This window comes from Halopseudomonas pelagia CL-AP6 (assembly GCF_000410875.1).
Taxonomy (GTDB): domain Bacteria; phylum Pseudomonadota; class Gammaproteobacteria; order Pseudomonadales; family Pseudomonadaceae; genus Halopseudomonas; species Halopseudomonas pelagia.
The window spans coordinates 183,869-201,065 of the sequence record NZ_AROI01000002.1 but is presented as its reverse complement, the minus strand read 5'-3'; the positions used below and the strand labels follow the sequence as shown (position 1 = coordinate 201,065).

General features: G+C 53.2%; 16 protein-coding genes. 5 read left to right on the top strand and 11 right to left on the bottom strand.

Annotated elements, in window-relative coordinates; translation table 11 throughout:
* Positions 1–58: 58 nt before the first annotated feature.
* From K787_RS0101105 to K787_RS0101095, 3 genes are read left to right on the top strand one after another with little or no spacing between them, the layout of a single operon-like run.
* Positions 59–1,003 carry a recombination directionality factor gene (locus K787_RS0101105; RefSeq protein WP_022960935.1) on the top strand — a complete coding sequence of 315 codons (945 nt, stop codon included), beginning with the start codon at positions 59–61 and terminating at the stop codon, positions 1,001–1,003.
* Positions 1,000–1,473 (top strand): RadC family protein, encoded by a 474-nt coding sequence (radC, locus tag K787_RS0101100; protein WP_022960934.1) that lies wholly within the window; start codon positions 1,000–1,002, stop codon positions 1,471–1,473. Before K787_RS0101105 ends, radC begins: the two co-directional genes overlap by 4 nt.
* Before the next feature lie 33 nt (positions 1,474–1,506).
* Positions 1,507–1,833, top strand: a complete 327-nt coding sequence (locus K787_RS0101095) for a hypothetical protein (RefSeq protein WP_022960933.1) — start codon at positions 1,507–1,509, stop codon at positions 1,831–1,833.
* A gap of 24 nt (positions 1,834–1,857) precedes the next feature.
* On the opposite strand, the gene K787_RS0101090 is transcribed toward K787_RS0101095, so the two are convergent.
* On the bottom strand, positions 1,858–2,202 hold the full coding sequence (locus K787_RS0101090) for a helix-turn-helix domain-containing protein (RefSeq protein ID WP_022960932.1): 345 nt from the start codon (positions 2,200–2,202) through the stop codon (positions 1,858–1,860).
* A 594-nt stretch (positions 2,203–2,796) separates the two neighbouring features.
* Between K787_RS0101090 and K787_RS0101085 the strand changes: the two genes are divergently transcribed.
* Together K787_RS0101085 and K787_RS24195 are read left to right on the top strand one after the other, a co-directional pair.
* Positions 2,797–3,051, top strand: a complete 255-nt coding sequence (locus K787_RS0101085) for a hypothetical protein (protein WP_022960931.1) — start codon at positions 2,797–2,799, stop codon at positions 3,049–3,051.
* Positions 3,048–3,686: a JAB domain-containing protein gene (locus tag K787_RS24195; RefSeq protein ID WP_022960930.1), complete on the top strand. Its 639-nt coding sequence runs from the start codon at positions 3,048–3,050 to the stop codon at positions 3,684–3,686. Before K787_RS0101085 ends, K787_RS24195 begins: the two co-directional genes overlap by 4 nt.
* 192 nt (positions 3,687–3,878) lie before the next feature.
* Here K787_RS24195 and K787_RS0101075 read toward each other — a convergent pair whose 3' ends face one another.
* The 10 genes from K787_RS0101075 to K787_RS0101030 form a co-directional block, all read right to left on the bottom strand.
* Positions 3,879–6,938: a type III restriction-modification system endonuclease gene (locus tag K787_RS0101075; protein ID WP_022960929.1), complete on the bottom strand. Its 3,060-nt coding sequence runs from the start codon at positions 6,936–6,938 to the stop codon at positions 3,879–3,881.
* The gene (gene dinD / locus K787_RS0101070; RefSeq protein ID WP_022960928.1) at positions 6,935–7,804 is read right to left on the bottom strand and encodes a DNA damage-inducible protein D; all 870 of its coding nucleotides are present in this window, start codon (positions 7,802–7,804) and stop codon (positions 6,935–6,937) included. Before dinD ends, K787_RS0101075 begins: the two co-directional genes overlap by 4 nt.
* 19 nt (positions 7,805–7,823) lie before the next feature.
* Complete coding sequence (locus K787_RS0101065; RefSeq protein WP_022960927.1) at positions 7,824–9,788, bottom strand: site-specific DNA-methyltransferase; 1,965 nt, start codon at positions 9,786–9,788, stop codon at positions 7,824–7,826.
* A 42-nt stretch (positions 9,789–9,830) separates the two neighbouring features.
* Positions 9,831–10,511 (bottom strand): DUF4391 domain-containing protein, encoded by a 681-nt coding sequence (locus tag K787_RS0101060; RefSeq protein ID WP_022960926.1) that lies wholly within the window; start codon positions 10,509–10,511, stop codon positions 9,831–9,833.
* Complete coding sequence (locus K787_RS0101055; RefSeq protein WP_022960925.1) at positions 10,508–13,798, bottom strand: helicase-related protein; 3,291 nt, start codon at positions 13,796–13,798, stop codon at positions 10,508–10,510. The genes K787_RS0101060 and K787_RS0101055 overlap by 4 nt, the downstream gene beginning before the upstream one ends.
* Before the next feature lie 171 nt (positions 13,799–13,969).
* Complete coding sequence (locus tag K787_RS0101050; RefSeq protein ID WP_022960924.1) at positions 13,970–14,311, bottom strand: type II toxin-antitoxin system HicB family antitoxin; 342 nt, start codon at positions 14,309–14,311, stop codon at positions 13,970–13,972.
* Positions 14,311–14,559 carry a type II toxin-antitoxin system HicA family toxin gene (locus tag K787_RS0101045; RefSeq protein WP_022960923.1) on the bottom strand — a complete coding sequence of 83 codons (249 nt, stop codon included), beginning with the start codon at positions 14,557–14,559 and terminating at the stop codon, positions 14,311–14,313. Before K787_RS0101045 ends, K787_RS0101050 begins: the two co-directional genes overlap by 1 nt.
* Before the next feature lie 108 nt (positions 14,560–14,667).
* Positions 14,668–15,339, bottom strand: coding sequence for an inovirus Gp2 family protein (locus K787_RS0101040; RefSeq protein WP_022960922.1), 672 nt, complete (start codon positions 15,337–15,339; stop codon positions 14,668–14,670).
* A gap of 444 nt (positions 15,340–15,783) precedes the next feature.
* A complete protein-coding gene (locus K787_RS0101035; protein WP_022960921.1) occupies positions 15,784–15,969 on the bottom strand; it encodes an AlpA family transcriptional regulator in 186 nt (61 codons plus the stop codon).
* Between the two features lie 72 nt (positions 15,970–16,041).
* Positions 16,042–17,151, bottom strand: a complete 1,110-nt coding sequence (locus K787_RS0101030; RefSeq protein ID WP_152486766.1) for a hypothetical protein — start codon at positions 17,149–17,151, stop codon at positions 16,042–16,044.
* Positions 17,152–17,197 lie beyond the last annotated feature (46 nt).

The window sequence follows — 17,197 nt, the reverse complement described above, 5'->3', positions numbered from 1 at the left end:
TTCAAGCCGACCGCAACCGCCGTCGGCTTTTTTGTGCCCATAAATCAGGAGTAGTCCCATGATCAAAGGTCTAGTCATAACCCCACCTGCGCTGGGGCGTATATCCATTGGCAGAGTCGTCGAGAAGAACCGCAAGCGACTGCCAGAAAAGGACGACCAGTTCACCATCACTTCCCAAGTCCAAACCCGTGAGGGCTGGCTGCCCCACCCTCTGGATGAACAGCTACGCCAAGAGCAAGGCGGCAAGATACGCAGCATCCCAGTACGCCTGCTGTTCAACGATCCAGCATTGAACTTCCGGGCCGAATACACCTTGTTTGATCGTAATAGTGGACGCCCTCTATGCGTGGGCAATGGCGAAACGTGCAAGCGGTCTACCAACGAAGGAATTCAGTCTTTCCCCTGCCCTTCACCGGATGGCTGTCCGCTGGCGCAAGGCGGTCACTGCAAGCCCTACGGACGACTGAATGTGGGGCTTAGCGAGGACGATCCGCTTGGCAGCTTCGTGTTCAGAACCACGGGTTACAACAGCATCCGCACCCTCACCGCACGGCTCAGCTACCTGCAGGCGTTATCCGGTGACCGACTGGCCTGTCTGCCGCTGGAACTGCGGCTGCGAGGAAAATCCACCCGCCAGAGCCATGGCACACCGATCTTCTACGTCGATCTGATCCTGCGCTCGGGGATCGGGATGGAGGAAGCCCTGCAACAAGCCCGGCAACTCGAACAAACAAGGCAAGCATCCGGGTTCGATCAACAGGCGCTGGATGCAGCGGCACAGCTAGGGCTGACTAACGGGGCCTTCGAGGACAGTGAAGACGAGGCCCACCAGGTACTGGAGGAGTTCTATCCGGAGTCCGGCGTCGCCAGCCCTTCCAGCGACAGACCACGCTCACCGCAAAACACACCGACCCTGCATGAGCTGATTCTGGAACGCAGCCACCACATGCAGCAGCACGATGCTGCCGCCAACGCAGACATATCATCAGGAGCGACCCAATGAACAAGGTTAAGGAGTATCTGGCGGTGCCCAACCTGTCTGAACTGGACGTCCTGGAATGGGCCCAGTCCATCCTAGAAGCACGCTTCAAACGCAGCAATTACCTGACCAACCCCTCGTTGGTCAGGGGATATCTCAAAGCCCAGCTGGCAACGGAAGAACGCGAGGTCTTCGCCCTCATCCTGCTGGATAGCCAGCATGGGGTATTGAGTTTTGAGAAGCTGTTCTACGGCACCATCGACAGCGCCAGTGTATATCCCCGGGAGGTGGTCAAGACTGTTCTCAATGCTAATGCCGCTGCAGTCATCATCGCGCACAACCACCCCAGTGGTAATCCTGAGCCCAGCCAGGCGGACATTCATCTTACCAAACGCCTGGCTGCCTCCCTACAGACGATTGATGTCCGCATACTGGATCACCTGGTGATCGGCGGAACCGACACCGTGAGCTTTGCGGAACGGGCTCTGCTGTAAGCCCCACCTTCTAACTGAACCGGAGGCACTATCATGCCCACCCCCACCTGTTGCATCTGCCAATCAGCCACTTTGATCAACCGACAGAACCTGCATACGCTGGCCGCCCTGGCTGGCACGCTGGATGTGCTACTGCGTCAGTACAGCGTTCGGCAGCGAGAGCAGCCACCTGACCGCACTCCCTGGATGCACCTGGGTGATTTATTAGGAGCATTGAAAGACGCCCGTGCCATACAGCTTGAAGGGCTGGCACAAGGCGTGACATTGGCTGCTAATGTCGAGCGGAACTGGCTGGGTGAATTTGAAAGCCTGTGTCTGAGCTGCGGATTCATGTTGATGGAAGACGACACCCCACGCTGACGAGCAGCCGACATAGCTCTTGGGTTACCGGGACAGTCGGCTGCTCAATTGCTCGACTAACCGCAGAACCAGATCACGATCCTCCACATTCAAGGGCTCTAACAACTGCCGCAGATGACGCACTTGGTCATCAACGTGCGGGCTCCCTTCGGTCAACAGATCCACCGCTTCACAGCCAAACAACTTTGCCAAGTCGTACAGGCGCTGGAGCGACGGCATTGCCACCCCACGCTCAATACGCGAGACCGCCTCATTACCAATCCCTAGCTTGGCCGCCACGTGCTCCTGAGTCAGGCTCGCGCGAGTGCGTTGTAGAGCAATCGCCCGCCCGATGCTTGCCGCTAGAGTCTTTTCTGTTGCAGTGGACATATAGCCCTCCTATTCACCCTGAATAGTTGGGCATCAACCGGTTGACATGAAGGACTCAATGAGTTGAAATCCACCCTTAAAGGTTGAATGGCATTAATTTAAGATCACCTCGCTGCGACCGGAGCGGCATGACGGGCTCGCCTTCACCTCATGCCAGTTACCCGCTCAGGCAATCCGCATCGCTACGGTGGCAGCAAGTCAACCCCTCTAAGGATTTAGAGAGGTAATTATTGCTAATAATTCCCGATTACATTAGGCCACTACCGAACAGGGAGGTCACTGTGCACAGAAAAGACTTTAATCCGCAGCACAACTGGCTCTGGGCTTACCGCAAGGCGCGCAGCTATCACGTCTCATCAATACAAGCGTGCTACCGAGCGGTCCGCTTCAGTTTATGGGGCGACACCGGCTTTTTTTCCAGCCACGGCGGGTTTCGCAAATCCCGTATCCGGCGGAGTTAACCTTATATAGCTGCCCAGCCGAATTTGCCTGGACTTGGACGCCCAAATTGAGTCGACAGTGTGTTGTCATCGTGACCTGAACAACACCGCAATTAGAACAGGTGGCACTGAAGTTTCACGGTGAGGAAGAAAAATGAGATTTCAAACAACCTTATTGCGAGCCGCCGAAATAGCCGACCAACTATGGCTGAATGGGGCCAGAGTAAAAGCCAAAAGCATCAATGCGCTTCAACAATTAACCATAGAAACTGACCAAGAGTTTTTAATCCTTGAAAACCAATTGGTAGATGTCGAGTTCGGGGCTTTCAAGGCGGTGACGTTGTATGGCACTAGCCGCAACTTCCAAGCGCAAATGGTTCGCCACATCACGAAGAAGGATATCTCATGAATCTGCTTGAGATGCTTACGAACGGGCTAGATCTATGGCCGTACGGCGATCTGCCCTACGCTACACAAGATGTTGATGGTGAGGTCTGGTTCTCGGAATCTTTACCCATCGCCACTAATGACGGCCTAGGAACCTACTGGAGCGCTTCGGGACTGAGAGTTTGCTCTTCCCCTTACTATCAAAGTGACGGCCCAAATGCCGACGACTATGTCACCGCTGTTATCACAAGAAGCCAGTGGGAAAAGGAACGCAATAGAAAAAAAGAAAAGACACAATTAGCAATGATACCAAGTTATGACTCCACCTTTAAGATACAATCAGAGCATGTAACGCTTGGCGTTATATTGCTCGATAGCCAGCATGGCGTTTTAGGATTCAAGCGGCTGTTCGACGGAAACATACTGTCTGCAAGCTTCTACCGTCGAGAAGTTGTCAAGGCAGTGCTAAATGCCAATGCCTCGGCTGTCATCACAACACATTATCTTTCTAACAGTGACCTCGAACCCGGTGGTACAGATAAAGCGCTGATTAAAGGCCTTAAAACCGCCTTGGAGGCCGTCCATGTGCAACTGCTAGATCACTTGGTGATGGGTGGCGGAGAGTCAGTGAGTTTTGAAGAGAGGGGCTTGTTGTGACACAGCCTTAGCCTGTACAGGATAAACCCTCATGCCCGCCCATACCCGCCATCTTAAATGCCTGTCACTCAGTTAATAGAAAACATCAATTAATCACCGGACGGCGACTTGTAGTTCCGCTGAGAGAAATCGCTGTAATGGGCCGTAGATGAAAAGGTACGGCCCAAGTTCTGTTTATGCGGCTGCATCTCCTTACTTCACCAAATCCATCAAAGCCCCGTACCCATCCACTACCTGGTACTTTACCTGATCCGAGGTAATGTTGGCGAAGAATTTCCGAGCGCAGGCGATTTTGGATTTTTCGATGTCACGTAGCTCAAGCGAGGACATCGAGCCTTTGGTTTCGGCGACGAAGTAAACGTGCTTCACCTTGCCTTCCTGGAAGGCGATGGCCCAGTCGGGGTTGTAGTTGCCAACAGGGGTCGGGATGAAGAAGCTCTTGGGCAGCTTGGCATACACCGCTACCTCGGTGCTGGCATCCAGCTCCTCAACGAATTTGCGCTCGATGTTGGAATCTGTGAATACGTAGTCGTAAACATGGTGCTTGGCTTCGAACGCCTTGCTGAAATCGTCACGCGGTTTCTCGGCAGTGAAGATAGCGGAGCTGTGAGAATCATCTACCGGATCGTAAGCGATGTGTTCAACGATGACCGTAGCCTTCTGCTCGTTGATCAGTGTGCCCGCCTTGGCGATGAAGTCTTCCGGGTTGGTCTTGTACTGACTGAACACGGCCACATTCACGCGCTGGAGGATGGCGGCAATGGTGCTGCGCGTCAGTTGGGTGAGCTCTGCCAGGTTGCCAATCAGATCGTACTTAACGGCAGAGTGAACGGAGTGTGTGTATTTCTCCGTTGAGCTTTCAGTTACTTTGAAGGCTGTACCGCTCTTCATATCATCGAAACTGGCATTCTCCAGCTGAGCGCCACGTTCGATGATGTACTGCATCGGTTTGACGCGTAGCTCGGCATCCAATGCAGTCACACACTTGTCCAGCAGCTCATCGGTTTCAAAGTGAACGGTGTAAGCCGCCTTGCGATTGATCTTGTTCCACAGCGCTTGGAATTCTTTCTTCTCGAAATTCGAGTTCAGCGGGTTCAGCTTGGCATTGCGGTGGTTACCAATCTCCGGCAATTGTGCAGTACTGAATACGCTATCGATCAGCTGGAACACTTGCTCAGCGTAAGGCTGCAGCTCGGCAGGCAGCTCGGCTAGCTGCTCTTCGCGCTTGGCCTCGTGGTAATCCTGGGTGATCTGATCGTTATCGTCTGTGTAGTCGTTCTTCAGCAGGTATTTGTAGATTTGCTTGGCCAGCTGCGGCGTGACTTCAATATCGCCACCAGAGGTCTGCAGAACCTTGCCAGTGAAGTATTTCTCGTCAGCCACTCGTGGTCGCGCCGAGAGCGATTCACTGATGTCTTTCTGCAGCGCACTGACAAAATCCTTATAGCTTTCGCTTGCCACCACGGTCAGCTCATTGATTTCGTGTACTGTGGCCGGGTTGTCCATACGCTCGCCCAGCTGGTTCACCGACAAGCGCATGCCTCGGCCTACTTCCTGGCGGCGGGAGACGATGTTATCGCTGTGTTTCAGGGCGCAGATGACGAACACGTTGGGGTTGTCCCAGCCTTCACGCAATGCTGAGTGAGAGAAGATAAACCGCACCGGCTCATCGAAGGACAACAGACGCTCCTTATCCTTGAGAATCAGGTCGTAGGCATCGACATCATCGGTCTCGGTTGCCTTTTTGCCCACCTTGGGATCAACCAGGCGTTTGCTCTTCTTATCGATGGAGAAGTAACCGTTGTGCGTCTGGCGCGTCTGAATACCCTTGAGGTAGCGGTTATAGGGCGTGTCCTCCAGCGACAGCACTTCGCTGAGGTAGGTGTTGTATTCCTCCTCGAAAATCTGCGCGTATTCGCCCTGTACCTCGCCGGTATCGTCGTACTGGCGATACTTGGCCACTTCATCAATGAAGAACAGCGACAGCACCTTGATGCCGCGACTGAACAGCATCATTTCTTTCTGGAAGTGCGCTTTGACGGCCTCGCGGATCTGAATGCGGCGCATAGCGGCCTCATCCACATTACCGACGGCATCGCCAGCGACCAGCTCTACGCCATTGGTGAAACTCAGGGTATCGATGCGCGCGTCGATGTCAGCAACGACATAGCCCTTGTACTGATCCAGCCCACCGGACAGGTCGTACAGATTGTCGTTGCGGCCGAGCTTACGCAGTACACGCTTGATGCCGTTGTTCAGCTTGACCTCAATCTCAACCCGCGCCATGGGCGGCTTGTTGGTGGAGACCTCAATATCCTGCAGAAACAGGTAGGCGTTGGTGCCGGTCAGGTTCTTGATCGTGATCCCGCGCACGTTGATCTTCTTCACCAGCTTCTGGTTGTACGCATCCAGCGCATCGAGGCGGTGAATCTTGTTGTACTCAGTTTTGTGGGTTGCCGAGTAGCGCACGATCATCAGCGGGTTGAACTCGCTGAAGGAAGCCAGCGTCTTAGCCCCCTCCATCTTCTGCGGCTCATCGAGAAACAAGATCGGTCGATTGGCTTTGATTACGTCGATTGGGCGGCGTGACTGGAAATCGTCCAGCTCTTCGTAAATTCGGCGATTGTCCTTCCCCGTAGCGTTGAACGCCTGGGTATTGATCACCATTACGTTGATGCCCGCATCCGAGGAAAAGCTTTCCAGGTTATGCAGCTGTTTGGAGTTGTAGACGAAGAAGCGTGCCTTCTTGCCGTAGCTTTCCAGGAAGTGCTCGGCAGTAATCTGCAGGGACTTGTATACGCCCTCACGGATGGCGATGCTCGGCACGACGACGATGAACTTGCCCCAGCCATAGCGCTTGTTCAGTTCAAACATGCTCTTGATGTAGCAATAGGTCTTACCGGTGCCCGTTTCCATCTCGATATCGAGGTTGACCGGGCAGCCGGTTTTGTTGTCCTTTGCCAGTGCAGGAGAAATTGGCAGGTTCTGCCGGCGCTGCACAGCCTGAATATTCTCAAGCAGCTGGGTTGGGCTAAGTGCCAGTTCTGCATTCTTGAAGCCAGCTTCGGTTGGTTCAACAGGGCGCGGCGCGCCATAGAGATCGGCCTGCTGCGGCGTGACGGTCTGTACTGGATTTGCGCCAGGGTCAATACGATAGCTGACTCCTGAGGCTTTTGGCTGGCCAGCAAAACAGTCTACAAAAGCCTCGACGGCATGGGTTTGGTACGGCTGCTGTTTAAATTTCAGTTTCATGCGTCAGTACTCGTATCGTCCGCAGGCAGTTTGGAAGCCTGCTTGGCGATCTTCTTTTCTTCCGACTTCACGCGACGCTCCAGCTTGCGAATGTCTTCTTCAGCGGGCAGCTCTTCGGGTTTGATACCGCGCTGATCCAGCATACCGCGCACACTCAGGTTGTTCTGCACATGCTCTTTGCTGATCGCTGTCTCGCCCTGCAGGTCAGCCTGCTGCACGTTGTGATTGGTCATTTCGGTGGCCAAGTTCTTCGCCGCAATAGTCAGCGTCGGCAGAAAGTCCGCCAGCGGGCGAGACTTGACGATGCCAAAGCGGTCTTTCATAGCCTGGGTGCTTTTGCCACCAAACAGGGCGGCATCGCCCCTTGAACGAATGCGGGCAAAACCTTCGTCATCTACGCCGCGTTCATAGATGTTCTGCGACAGCTCTTTTTCCGACTCACGCAGACGATCCCGCGCTTCGAACCGGGCCTGCAGACGCATCCGGTCTTCAACGAGCTCCTGTTTGCGGGTTTGCAGTGCAAAGTAGCTCTGGGCGAAGGCGATGGGCTGCTTACGCGGGTCGCCGTTCTGCGCGGTCAAGTAGCAGGCATAACGGGTGAGCATAAAATCATCGATTTCACGCTTCGCTCCACTGCCCAAGGTGACCATTTTCGTGACGCCACGAAAATGGTCTGGTACGTCTTGCCCTGTTGCCTCACATGAGGCCATGGCTCGCTGGATGGCAGTGAGAAAATTCTCCCAGCGGGCATACCCCAAAGGCTCCAGCAGATCGCGAGCGAACCAGAACTCGATATTCTCATCCGGTACTCGCTGCACCAGCGCATCCAGACGCTGCTGCAATTGGGTCAATGATTGATTGTCCATGGCGACGGCTCCCTGTCAGTCAAAGCGTCTTGATTTCGGTAGCTGGCGACAGCAGCTTGAACACCTGCTCGACGTTGATCTTCACGCTATCGCTGGCAAAGCCGGCGTCACGGAATACCACACGCAGCGGCTTGTGTCCGGCGAGCCGCTTGACGAAGTCTTCATCAATGCCGGTATCGAAGCAGGCAGCCAAGGCGTCACCGTCGACAAAGAAAACGGTCTTGCCGGCGATGCTTTGCTTGCTGATCGGCAGGGCCAGATCCACGCCCCAGTCCAATAGAACCTGGAACAGCAGGTCTTCGGGGGTACGGTCTTCGCGGATATTCTCTACTTGATCAAAAAGCAGATCTTGGCTGACAGTATCCGGGCTGTAGTAGACCTCCTTCATATTGGAAGAGTCTATTTTAAAGACCCGAAAGCCTACATCCAGCCTATCTATCCCGTCCCGCTCTGCCTCTAGCCCTTTTAGCAATTTCCCTACACGCCGTATTCTCTCTTTACTAATCTCAGAAATTAACTGCACACCATCCCGATACGGCTCAGATTTTTCATTGCATTTCTCTGGAATTTGAACCGCAATAAATTTTCGATTTTTCCCTTCCTTGAGGTTTAGTTCTAAAAGTGCATGAATAGAGGAAGATGAACCGGCAAAAAAATCGAGAAATACATCGCCCTCATCAGTTAGCACAAGAGGAATAAATCTTTGTAAGAACTTAACTGGCTTTGGATTTTCAAATACAGTTTTATATTCAGGGAAAAGCGCTCTGAGGTCGTAGGCTCCAGACCTTCCATCGATTTCGATCACACTCGAAAGCTTTTCTTGATATTCATGAGCGTAAACCTTCAGCTCGATAAGCTTAGTATGATCTTCGCCAAATATTATTTTTCCTTCCGCAAGAAGACCCTTCATCGTTTCTAGTGGAAATCGATAGCCCATTAGAGGCTCAGTACAGGGCTTCCCTGTTTCAGGGTGAATAATGTCATATCGATACCCCTCTTTACCGGGGTTATGCACACCACGGATACCAGCAAAAACCCCGCCTCGGTCGATATACTTGTAGCCATCTAACGGAGAAAGCTGCGACTTGTTAACCTTAAACCACGATGAATACGCTGCCTTAAGATCTTCATCGTCATCATGCATTTCGATTAACTCAAGCCCTTTTCTTACAATCAAATCTTTAACATCAGAAATACTAGATTTCCATACGGGCGAAACCTTTAGTTTATCCTTACAGCAAACAAGAACATACTCATGCTCAATCGCAATAGTGGTTGGATTATTGTCTGTTGCATTCTTCCAAACAATCCTTCCAAGAATATTGGCCTCGCCAAATATTTCCTCACAGATTTTCTGGAGGCTGTCAACCTCATTATCATCAATCGAAACGAATATTACACCATCATCTCTCAGCAGATTTCTAGCCAGCTTAAGCCTTGAGTACATCATTGTAAGCCAGTCAGAATGTCTCCGTCCATTTGCCTCAGGGTTAGCTACAAGTCTTCCGGATGAATCCTTCTGATTAGACCTCTCAAGATATTCCTGAATATTCTCAGAAAAATTATCGGCGTATATGAAATCGCTTTTTGTATTATACGGCGGATCGATATATATCAGTTTAATTGAGGCTAAGTAGGACTCTTGAAGAAGCTTAAGAGCCTCAAGATTATCGCCCTCAACAAAAATATTTCCCGCCGTCCAAAAATCAACACTTTCATTTATGTAAGGCCTTAGTGTCTTTGCAATCGGCGCATTGGCAGCCAGCAATGCTTCACGTTTTCCCGGCCAATTAAGCTGATAACGCTCTTGCGGCCCCTCAACAATGGACGAAGACAGCTCCTGTCGTAGCAGATCGAAGTCGACAGCCTTTTTCAGTTCGCCTTGGGCATCCCGCGCTTCGGTAATGCAATTGGGGAACAGTTTGGCCAGCTTGGCGATATTGGCCTCGGTCAGGTTGGGGGAGTGCATTTTCAGCTTGTCCATGGGACTTCCTGTATCTCTTAACTGTTTGGCGCGAACCGAGGTTTAGGCGCTCAGGTCGGCGATTTCATTTTGGATTTCCCGCAGCTGGGCGTTGAGCGCCACCTTGCGGTTGAATTGTTTTTCTTTGTGCAGGCGCGCATCCAGCTTGGCGTGCTCACTGTGCAGGCTACGCAAACGGTTTAGCCGCTCCAGTTGCTCGGGCAGGCTCTCGCCCGGCCTAGCCGGACTGGGTAACAAGCTGCGCAGCAGTTGTTCGTAGAGCCCCTGCAGATCCAGCGCCACCGGCAGCGGCTGGCGCGGGATGTCGGCTGGCAACCAGTTGCCGGCAAAGTAGCCATCGATCACCCACTTGCTGGCATCAGCTTCACTTGGGCGCTTAAAGGCCGCCACCATGCGGGTGCGCTGCTGGTGATGCAATTGAAAGATGATCGGATGCGGGATGGCGCGATCGATTGCACGCAACACGTCCTCATCCAGCTCGGCGGCTTTAAGCGTGACGTCGAACACCTGGATTTCCGCTACGCCGCCGCGTGCTGGCAGGTTGATGGTTTCCGGTCCCAGCTTGAATGCCCAAGTTATCTGCTCGACCTGGCCGACGAACTTATCGCGCAACGCTGAATTCACTGGGCCGTGCTCGTAGATTTTGCTTTTGGGCACCACACGAGCAACACGAGCCTGCGCAGGAAAGCTGAACAGCGCAGGCACATTATCCCCAGAACTCATGTCACACCCTGAATAACGACAAAGGCAATCAGCTCGAAGTCGTCGAGCCCAGAGATGGTATCAACCAAAGCCGTAGTGCTACCACCGCTGAACAGACTGTCGATGTCTTTCTCTTCTTTGACCTCGATCATCGAGCGAATGGCCTTATCAAGGAGGTCGGAGTAGACGCGCATATTGCGCCCGTCGTCGGTGGCTTGATTGAACCGCTGGTAGGCCTCAGGTATCGGCTGGCTATGGCCCTTGCAAGCGCTACGGGTTAGATCCAGCAGACGCTTGGCTTCGGTTTGATCGCTGATGATCTGCCCTTCCAGGCTGATGTAGATCAGGTAGAAGGGATGCAGGCGATTCTGTTTATTGAAGCTGGAGCCCTTATTGCGATTACGCAGGGTGAAAATCACCCCAGGCAGCAGGCCAAGCTCTTGCCGTGCGGGCACAACGGCGTGCATACCGTTGGGAACATGCTCAAGGCTGCCATTGGTTTTGATGTGGTTGAGCAAATCCATACGGAAGTCGTTGAGGCCAAGATCGGTGATGGAGACGCCGGTCTTGATGTCTTCCATTTCGATCACGTCATCTTGTAGGCGCCGTAATTGCTCTTTGCGGTAGGCCACGTCATTGGCCTGGGCATTGAGCACGTTGTCATCGCCAGTGGCTGTGACGTCGGCGATCATCATGCGGTTCTCAACCCGCTCCTTGAGATTGATGTACTCATCGAGGCTGATGTCCGGCCAGTAGTTGACCAGCTGAATGCTGGCATTCTGCGAGCCAATTCGATCCACCCGTCCAAAACGCTGGATGATGCGCACCGGGTTCCAATGGATGTCGTAGTTGATCAGGTAGTCACAATCCTGCAGGTTCTGGCCTTCGGAGATGCAATCGGTGCCGATCAGAATGTCGATCTCGCGTGGCTCATCCGGGTAGATGGCCGCCTTCTCTTTGGAGCGTGGTGAAAACAGCGTGAGTAGCCCCTGAAAGTCATAGGTCTGCCGGCTGCCCTGCATATTGCCCAAAGTGGATTTGGGCGCATCACTCCCAGTGACCTTGCCGGAATGTACCTGATGAGTGCGTAGCAAATACTCGGCCAGGTTGTCATAGAGGTAATTGGCGGTATCAGAGTAGGCCGTGAAGATCAGCACCTTGCGATTGCCGGGGTTAATCGGCGAGCTCAACTTACTGGTGATCTGGGTTTTAAGGTGTTGCAGCTTGGCATCATCGGCCGGCGTGACCTTGGCCATTTCGGCCAACAACTCTTCGATGAAGACCAGGTCACCCTGCAAGTCTTGCTCCCAGGACGGCACGTCCATGTCTTCCAGGCTGATCTGGATTTTCTTGCCGATGCTTATGTCATCCGGCTGGGGCAGGTTGTCATCGTCAAAATCCACATCCTCGAACGCCGCAGTGACGTCAGCAAAGCCGCTGGCTCCGCCTGTTTTTTTGAAGGTCGCAATTTTGTCTAGCGCATTGCGGTGAGTCGCCTGCAGGTTTTTAAGGGTCAGACGGAAGGATTCGACCGAACTTTCCAAGCGTTTGAGCAGGTTGGTGGTCATCAGCGCTTGCAGGCTTCTTTCGCGGTCGACCTGTTTGAGCTTGCCTTTGCCGCCCTCTACTTCGGTGTCGTACATTTCCTCGTACTTCTTCATCCGGCTGGGCAGGATGTAGCTGACCGGGGCATACACGGCAAGCTTGAGTAACGAGAGCTGGTTGAAGATATCGTTAAAACCGATGACATCATCACGATGGGTCAACGGGCTATGAAAGGACAGCGGCTTACGGCGCTCCGGAAAGCTGCCAATATCTGCAGTGTCGTAAAAGGTCTCGATATGCCGGCGTGAGCGGGCAATGGTCACGCTGTCGAGCAGCTCGAAGAAGTCAAAGTCCAAGGTGTTGAGGATTGCTGCAGCGGTACGTTTTTCTGGCGGTAAATTTGACCACGCATTGAACGCCGCCTGAGCGCGGCGAAATATGCCGTCGATGTCTTTTTCAGTGCGCAGCTTGTCGTTGAGGTTGTCGCTGTCGCCTTCGTAAGCCAAGGCCAGCTGGTTACGCAAATCGCTGAAGCGGTTGTTGACCGGGGTTGCTGAAAGCATCAACACTTTTGTCTTCACCCCCTGACGAATCACCTGATTCATCAGCCGCTGGTAGCGAGTCTCCTTGTCTTTGTACACGTCGTTGTTACGGAAGTTATGCGACTCGTCGATAACCACCAGGTCGTAGTTGCCCCAGTTGACCCGATCCAGCGGAATGCCCAGCGACTCGCCCCGGGTGCGGCTCAGGTCGGTATGGCAGAGCACATCGTAATTGAAGCGATCCTTCGCGAAAATGTTGGTCTTGAGGTTGCGGTTGTAGTTCAGCCAGTTGTCGGCGAGCTTCTTAGGGCAGAGCACCAAGACGGATTTGTTGCGCAGCTCGTAATACTTGACCACCGCCAGCGCGGTGAAGGTTTTCCCTAGCCCCACGCTATCAGCGAGAATGCAGCCGTTGTAGGTCTCAAGTTTGTTGATCAGGCCGGTGGCCGCGTCACGCTGGAAGTTGAACAGCTTCTGCCAGATTAGGCTGTCCTGGTAGCCGGTGCGGTCATTGGGCAGCACGTCCTCGTTCACATCTTCCAAGAACTCGCGGAAGATGTTGTAGAGCATCAGAAAGTAGATTCGCTCCGGGGCATTCTCCCGATAGACCGAGGCAATGTGCTCGCAGAGCCTGTCGGTCACATCTTCTAGCTTCTCCGGGTCGCTCCAGATCTGATCGAACAGATTAAGGAACATGCCGGTATGGGCGGGCTCATCGAAACGGGTCACGATGTTCGAGAGCGCGTTGCCTTTCTGGTAACCAAGGTCGACAGCGGTAAACCCCTGGACGGGCATAAAGACAGCGTCACCCGCCGTCGCGCGCGTACCGATAAAGGGCTGCATCGGAGCCTGCCCACGATTGGAACGGAAGGTGGCTTTGCGGCGTATCCAGTCAGCGCATTCTCTGGCGATGGCCTTCTGCGTGAGCTGATTCTTCAGCTGGATCTCAAATTCACTACCGGTCAGGCTCCGCTCGCGCTCAGCCTTGGGAATATGGAACTCGCGCTGCTCTTTCTTGATCTTGTCGCTGGCTTCGTTAGGCACGAAGGTCGGAGAGGTGAAGATAAATTCCAGAGAGTCGATACTCTCCAGTTCCTTCTTCAATGCCACGTAGGCGTAGATCGAAAAGCACGAAGCGGCGATCTTCAGCTTCGAGCCCGGCTTGAGCGTTCCTTTGAGGTTCTCACCAAGCAGGGTGTTGATGTTGTCGATCAGTTCCATTCTACGGCGTCCCTATCTACGACTTGACTTCCATTATTGCGTAGCCTGCCTTGAATATCACGGTTTACTCACCTGTGAAACCAACTCAACGGCACAAAGCAACCAGTCGTAGAGACCGCACGGGCGCTCTTAAATCAGCTTGCGTCCCATCCTGATACAGAACCGGGATCGTTAGGCACGATGCTCCAGATACTCACTGAGCGCACGGCGTGTCAGGTCATTCAATGTGATGCTTTGCTGAGTGGCTGCCACGCTGGCCGCCAGGTGTAGATCATGGCCCACCCGGACATTGAACGAGCCTTTGCAAGGAGTCTCAGGTGCCTGCTCCTGCTCTGCACAGGTAGCCAGGTAATCATCGACTGCATCCCGAAATGCCTGTTCCAGTTCAGCAACCGTCTCCCCTTCATAGCTCACCAGTGCACGGATGAATTGAAGCTTCCCATACAGGCAGTTGTCCTCAGGACTGGCCTCTATGGAGCCGTAATAGCCTTGGTGTTTCAGTAGCGTGCTCATCAGATCAACCCTCCCGCCTTCAGGTGCTCTATCACTTGGCGCTTGACGTAAGCTTTCAGTTCATTGCCGAGGTGCGGTCGGTGCAGGTTGATCATCGCGTGCGGATTTCCATTGTCAAACTTTACGCGACTGCCCTGCCCTTCCAACTGCCGATACCCCATGCCATTCAGTAGCGTCGTCAGCTCTTGCCACGTGAACCCGGACTGCCTGCTCAACAGCTTGGCCAGTAATTTCTCTTGTCGCGACATGGCGCCCCTCAATGCAACTAATTCTAGTCGCAAATCATTCTAATGTCTAACAGCCTAATCCGTAAGTCGAATACGGCTTACGTGTAACCAGGCGAGCTCACCAAGCCGCTAACCTCTGCTGGTACCGAACCCCCAATGCCCGCTCCCGTAAGACTTGGTCGCTGCTTTGCACAGGTAACTGGTACGGTAAAACAACTCAGGCAACCGATCTGGCTTACCGGCCTTCACCTTCAGATCAACCCGATACATAGGGTTATCCGGAATATGTACCAGATATCGTACATGCTCCACGGGCAAACCCAGCGCACTGGCCCACGCCTCTTGCATACGACTGATCATGTTGTCGGCAGTCGAGTCCAGCTTCCCCAGCGTGTAGAAAGCATCCCGGTTGAGCAGGATGAGCAAGTGGTAGTGCGGTCGCTCCCTTTGCCCTACCTCTCGTGCCCAGACGTAACGTACCCGACTGTCATGTGCACCTTTCTCGTTGTGCTCAAAAGCCTTGAGCCGGTTTTGTCGGATTTTCGCCTTGAAGGAATCAATGAACCTGCTGATGACCACGTTGCTGTCAGTATGCACAGGTAGGTCGGCACCTGCTGGTAAGCGTAGGTCGACTCTGAAAGCCAATAGTCGCGGGTACTCATCCAGAGCCAGCTCGATGGTACGTTTCAGGCGTGAGAGATATTGTTCGATGAAAGGACCTTTATCAACCATCACTGATAGGCCTTCAAAGCTGTTGTCGTAATGCAAACGGAGATTGGTGTTATGGGGATGTCGTATCATGGTTACTACTCCTTGGCTAGGTTCATAACCTGTGTCCAATGAGTATTTTTTAACCATTACCTCGTAGTGGTCTGTCTATCTTGCTATTCAGGCTTGATGAGATAGCTTGGTCTCTAGCCTTATGGGTTCATGTGTACTTGTAGCTTATTGACTCCTTGCTGGCTGTATCCCTGCATTGTGATACATGCTTCATGTACCTGGTTCCTAACCCTACGGGTGATAACCCTAAGGCATAATACCCGCACCGAAAACGAGTTCCCCCGGAGCACACGAAAATCAACTCGGATTCTCCAGCCACGCCTGCATATTTACTCTGCGCATAACTCTGGAAAAAAAACACTGCCGTTAATCCGGCATAAATGCCATGACCAGCCACAACTGATCATGGCATTGATAGCTGGTTCTGGATGGTTAGCCCGTGGCGGCCTGTCGGGATGGAACGCACTAAGCGAGATCGCGCTCCTCGATTCTTGCCAGAATCCAATCGTGGATCTCACTTTCTACCCAGCCGACACACTGGCCTCCCAGCGAGACGGGTTTCGGAAACGCGCGCTCCCCGATGTACTTATAGATGGTTGACCGTGCCAGGCCAGTTGAATTCATGACTTCTTTCAGGCGGATGATCCTCATGAGCTGTCTCCTCTGTTGGCTCAGAGGATTGGCGGGAGCGGTAAAAAATCACTGATCTCGACCACTACGCACCTACTCGCCCGGAACATTCAAACGAATACACCTCGCTTCGCCCAAACCGCCCGCCACCACAACAGGCATACACAACTGTCCATCCGGAAGCGTTGATACTGGCAGCAATTGCACCTTGCCAACGCTCAGATCCGATAATGTCGGTTCCTGTAACCAACGCTTCACCAGACAAGCCTGTTCTATGCAGCTAAATACGAGCCCCTCGTAGATGATCTTCTCTAGATTCAATGGAGCATTCTTTGCCTGCAGCACCTCATCAGGAACTCGAAGAATGCCCCGAACCCTGCGCTCCAGCCCGCATTTTTCGGCATGCTTGTCATAAAAGCTCTGCGCACCATCTAGGTCCTCCCAATAAGTGCTGAGGATGTATGACACCTCGCCCATCAGTTCCGATACCAAAACTGCGCGAACCTCACCACGCCGTATGACAGGCATCCATGGCCACTTCTGTCTTGCGATTGGCTCAAGTACTCGCCCCCACACATCGAAGTCGGAATAAAACTCCAGGCGCAACAAATTTCTTCGCATCACATCAAGCGAGGTGGGCATATCAAGGTAGTAAGTCGAAGCGGCTTTGGACTCTGCAAACCACTTACTTGATGTGCCCGGCACATGCCCCAAGAGGACTCCAGAACTAACTAGTTGCTTGGCATTGAGTCTGACCTGCGCAGCTCCTATACCAGTAAGATCGTACAGCTTTTCCCCTCTCAGCCCTCGTACAACACCTAGTTCGTCCGAGTGGCACACGAGAACAGCAGTGAAGAGGCGCAACCGTATACTGCCTCCATCCCCTTTAACTCGCCTGGGAGGACTTTTATAACCAACCCCAGCTGAGTCCATTGCTTCGTCATCGCTAACGGTCTTTCTGAAAAGCTCCACCTCCCCTGTGAGCACACGCTTGGCCAGATCAGCCTGACCTGGCCAATACTCGGAATTTTGCCTGGATCCGAGTTCATCAAGTAGCTCCGAGGCAATGGCGTATCGACGCGCGGGCTTACCTTTTCCCTCCCATCGCGCCGGAAACTCAGCCCTCAAAAGCTCATGTTTGTCGATCAGTGCAGTCAAGTTCTTTGCCACAACCCTGGGCGAAATATGCAGTGCTTTCGCCATTTCCTTAACCGTTAGCTCAGCTGAAGCGTGGCCATAGCAGGCTGCG

What these genes read in the sequence shown, in the direction of transcription:
- K787_RS0101105 (WP_022960935.1), top strand. Translation starts at nt 59, where the DNA reads ATGATCAAAGGTCTAGTCATAACCCCACCTGCGCTGGGGCGTATATCC.
- radC (WP_022960934.1), top strand. Translation starts at nt 1,000, where the DNA reads ATGAACAAGGTTAAGGAGTATCTGGCGGTGCCCAACCTGTCTGAACTG.
- K787_RS0101095 (WP_022960933.1), top strand. Translation starts at nt 1,507, where the DNA reads ATGCCCACCCCCACCTGTTGCATCTGCCAATCAGCCACTTTGATCAAC.
- K787_RS0101090 (WP_022960932.1), bottom strand. Translation starts at nt 2,202, where the DNA reads ATGTCCACTGCAACAGAAAAGACTCTAGCGGCAAGCATCGGGCGGGCG.
- K787_RS0101085 (WP_022960931.1), top strand. Translation starts at nt 2,797, where the DNA reads ATGAGATTTCAAACAACCTTATTGCGAGCCGCCGAAATAGCCGACCAA.
- K787_RS24195 (WP_022960930.1), top strand. Translation starts at nt 3,048, where the DNA reads ATGAATCTGCTTGAGATGCTTACGAACGGGCTAGATCTATGGCCGTAC.
- K787_RS0101075 (WP_022960929.1), bottom strand. Translation starts at nt 6,938, where the DNA reads ATGAAACTGAAATTTAAACAGCAGCCGTACCAAACCCATGCCGTCGAG.
- dinD (WP_022960928.1), bottom strand. Translation starts at nt 7,804, where the DNA reads ATGGACAATCAATCATTGACCCAATTGCAGCAGCGTCTGGATGCGCTG.
- K787_RS0101065 (WP_022960927.1), bottom strand. Translation starts at nt 9,788, where the DNA reads ATGGACAAGCTGAAAATGCACTCCCCCAACCTGACCGAGGCCAATATC.
- K787_RS0101060 (WP_022960926.1), bottom strand. Translation starts at nt 10,511, where the DNA reads ATGAGTTCTGGGGATAATGTGCCTGCGCTGTTCAGCTTTCCTGCGCAG.
- K787_RS0101055 (WP_022960925.1), bottom strand. Translation starts at nt 13,798, where the DNA reads ATGGAACTGATCGACAACATCAACACCCTGCTTGGTGAGAACCTCAAA.
- K787_RS0101050 (WP_022960924.1), bottom strand. Translation starts at nt 14,311, where the DNA reads ATGAGCACGCTACTGAAACACCAAGGCTATTACGGCTCCATAGAGGCC.
- K787_RS0101045 (WP_022960923.1), bottom strand. Translation starts at nt 14,559, where the DNA reads ATGTCGCGACAAGAGAAATTACTGGCCAAGCTGTTGAGCAGGCAGTCC.
- K787_RS0101040 (WP_022960922.1), bottom strand. Translation starts at nt 15,339, where the DNA reads ATGATACGACATCCCCATAACACCAATCTCCGTTTGCATTACGACAAC.
- K787_RS0101035 (WP_022960921.1), bottom strand. Translation starts at nt 15,969, where the DNA reads ATGAGGATCATCCGCCTGAAAGAAGTCATGAATTCAACTGGCCTGGCA.
- K787_RS0101030 (WP_152486766.1), bottom strand. Translation starts at nt 17,151, where the DNA reads ATGGCGAAAGCACTGCATATTTCGCCCAGGGTTGTGGCAAAGAACTTG.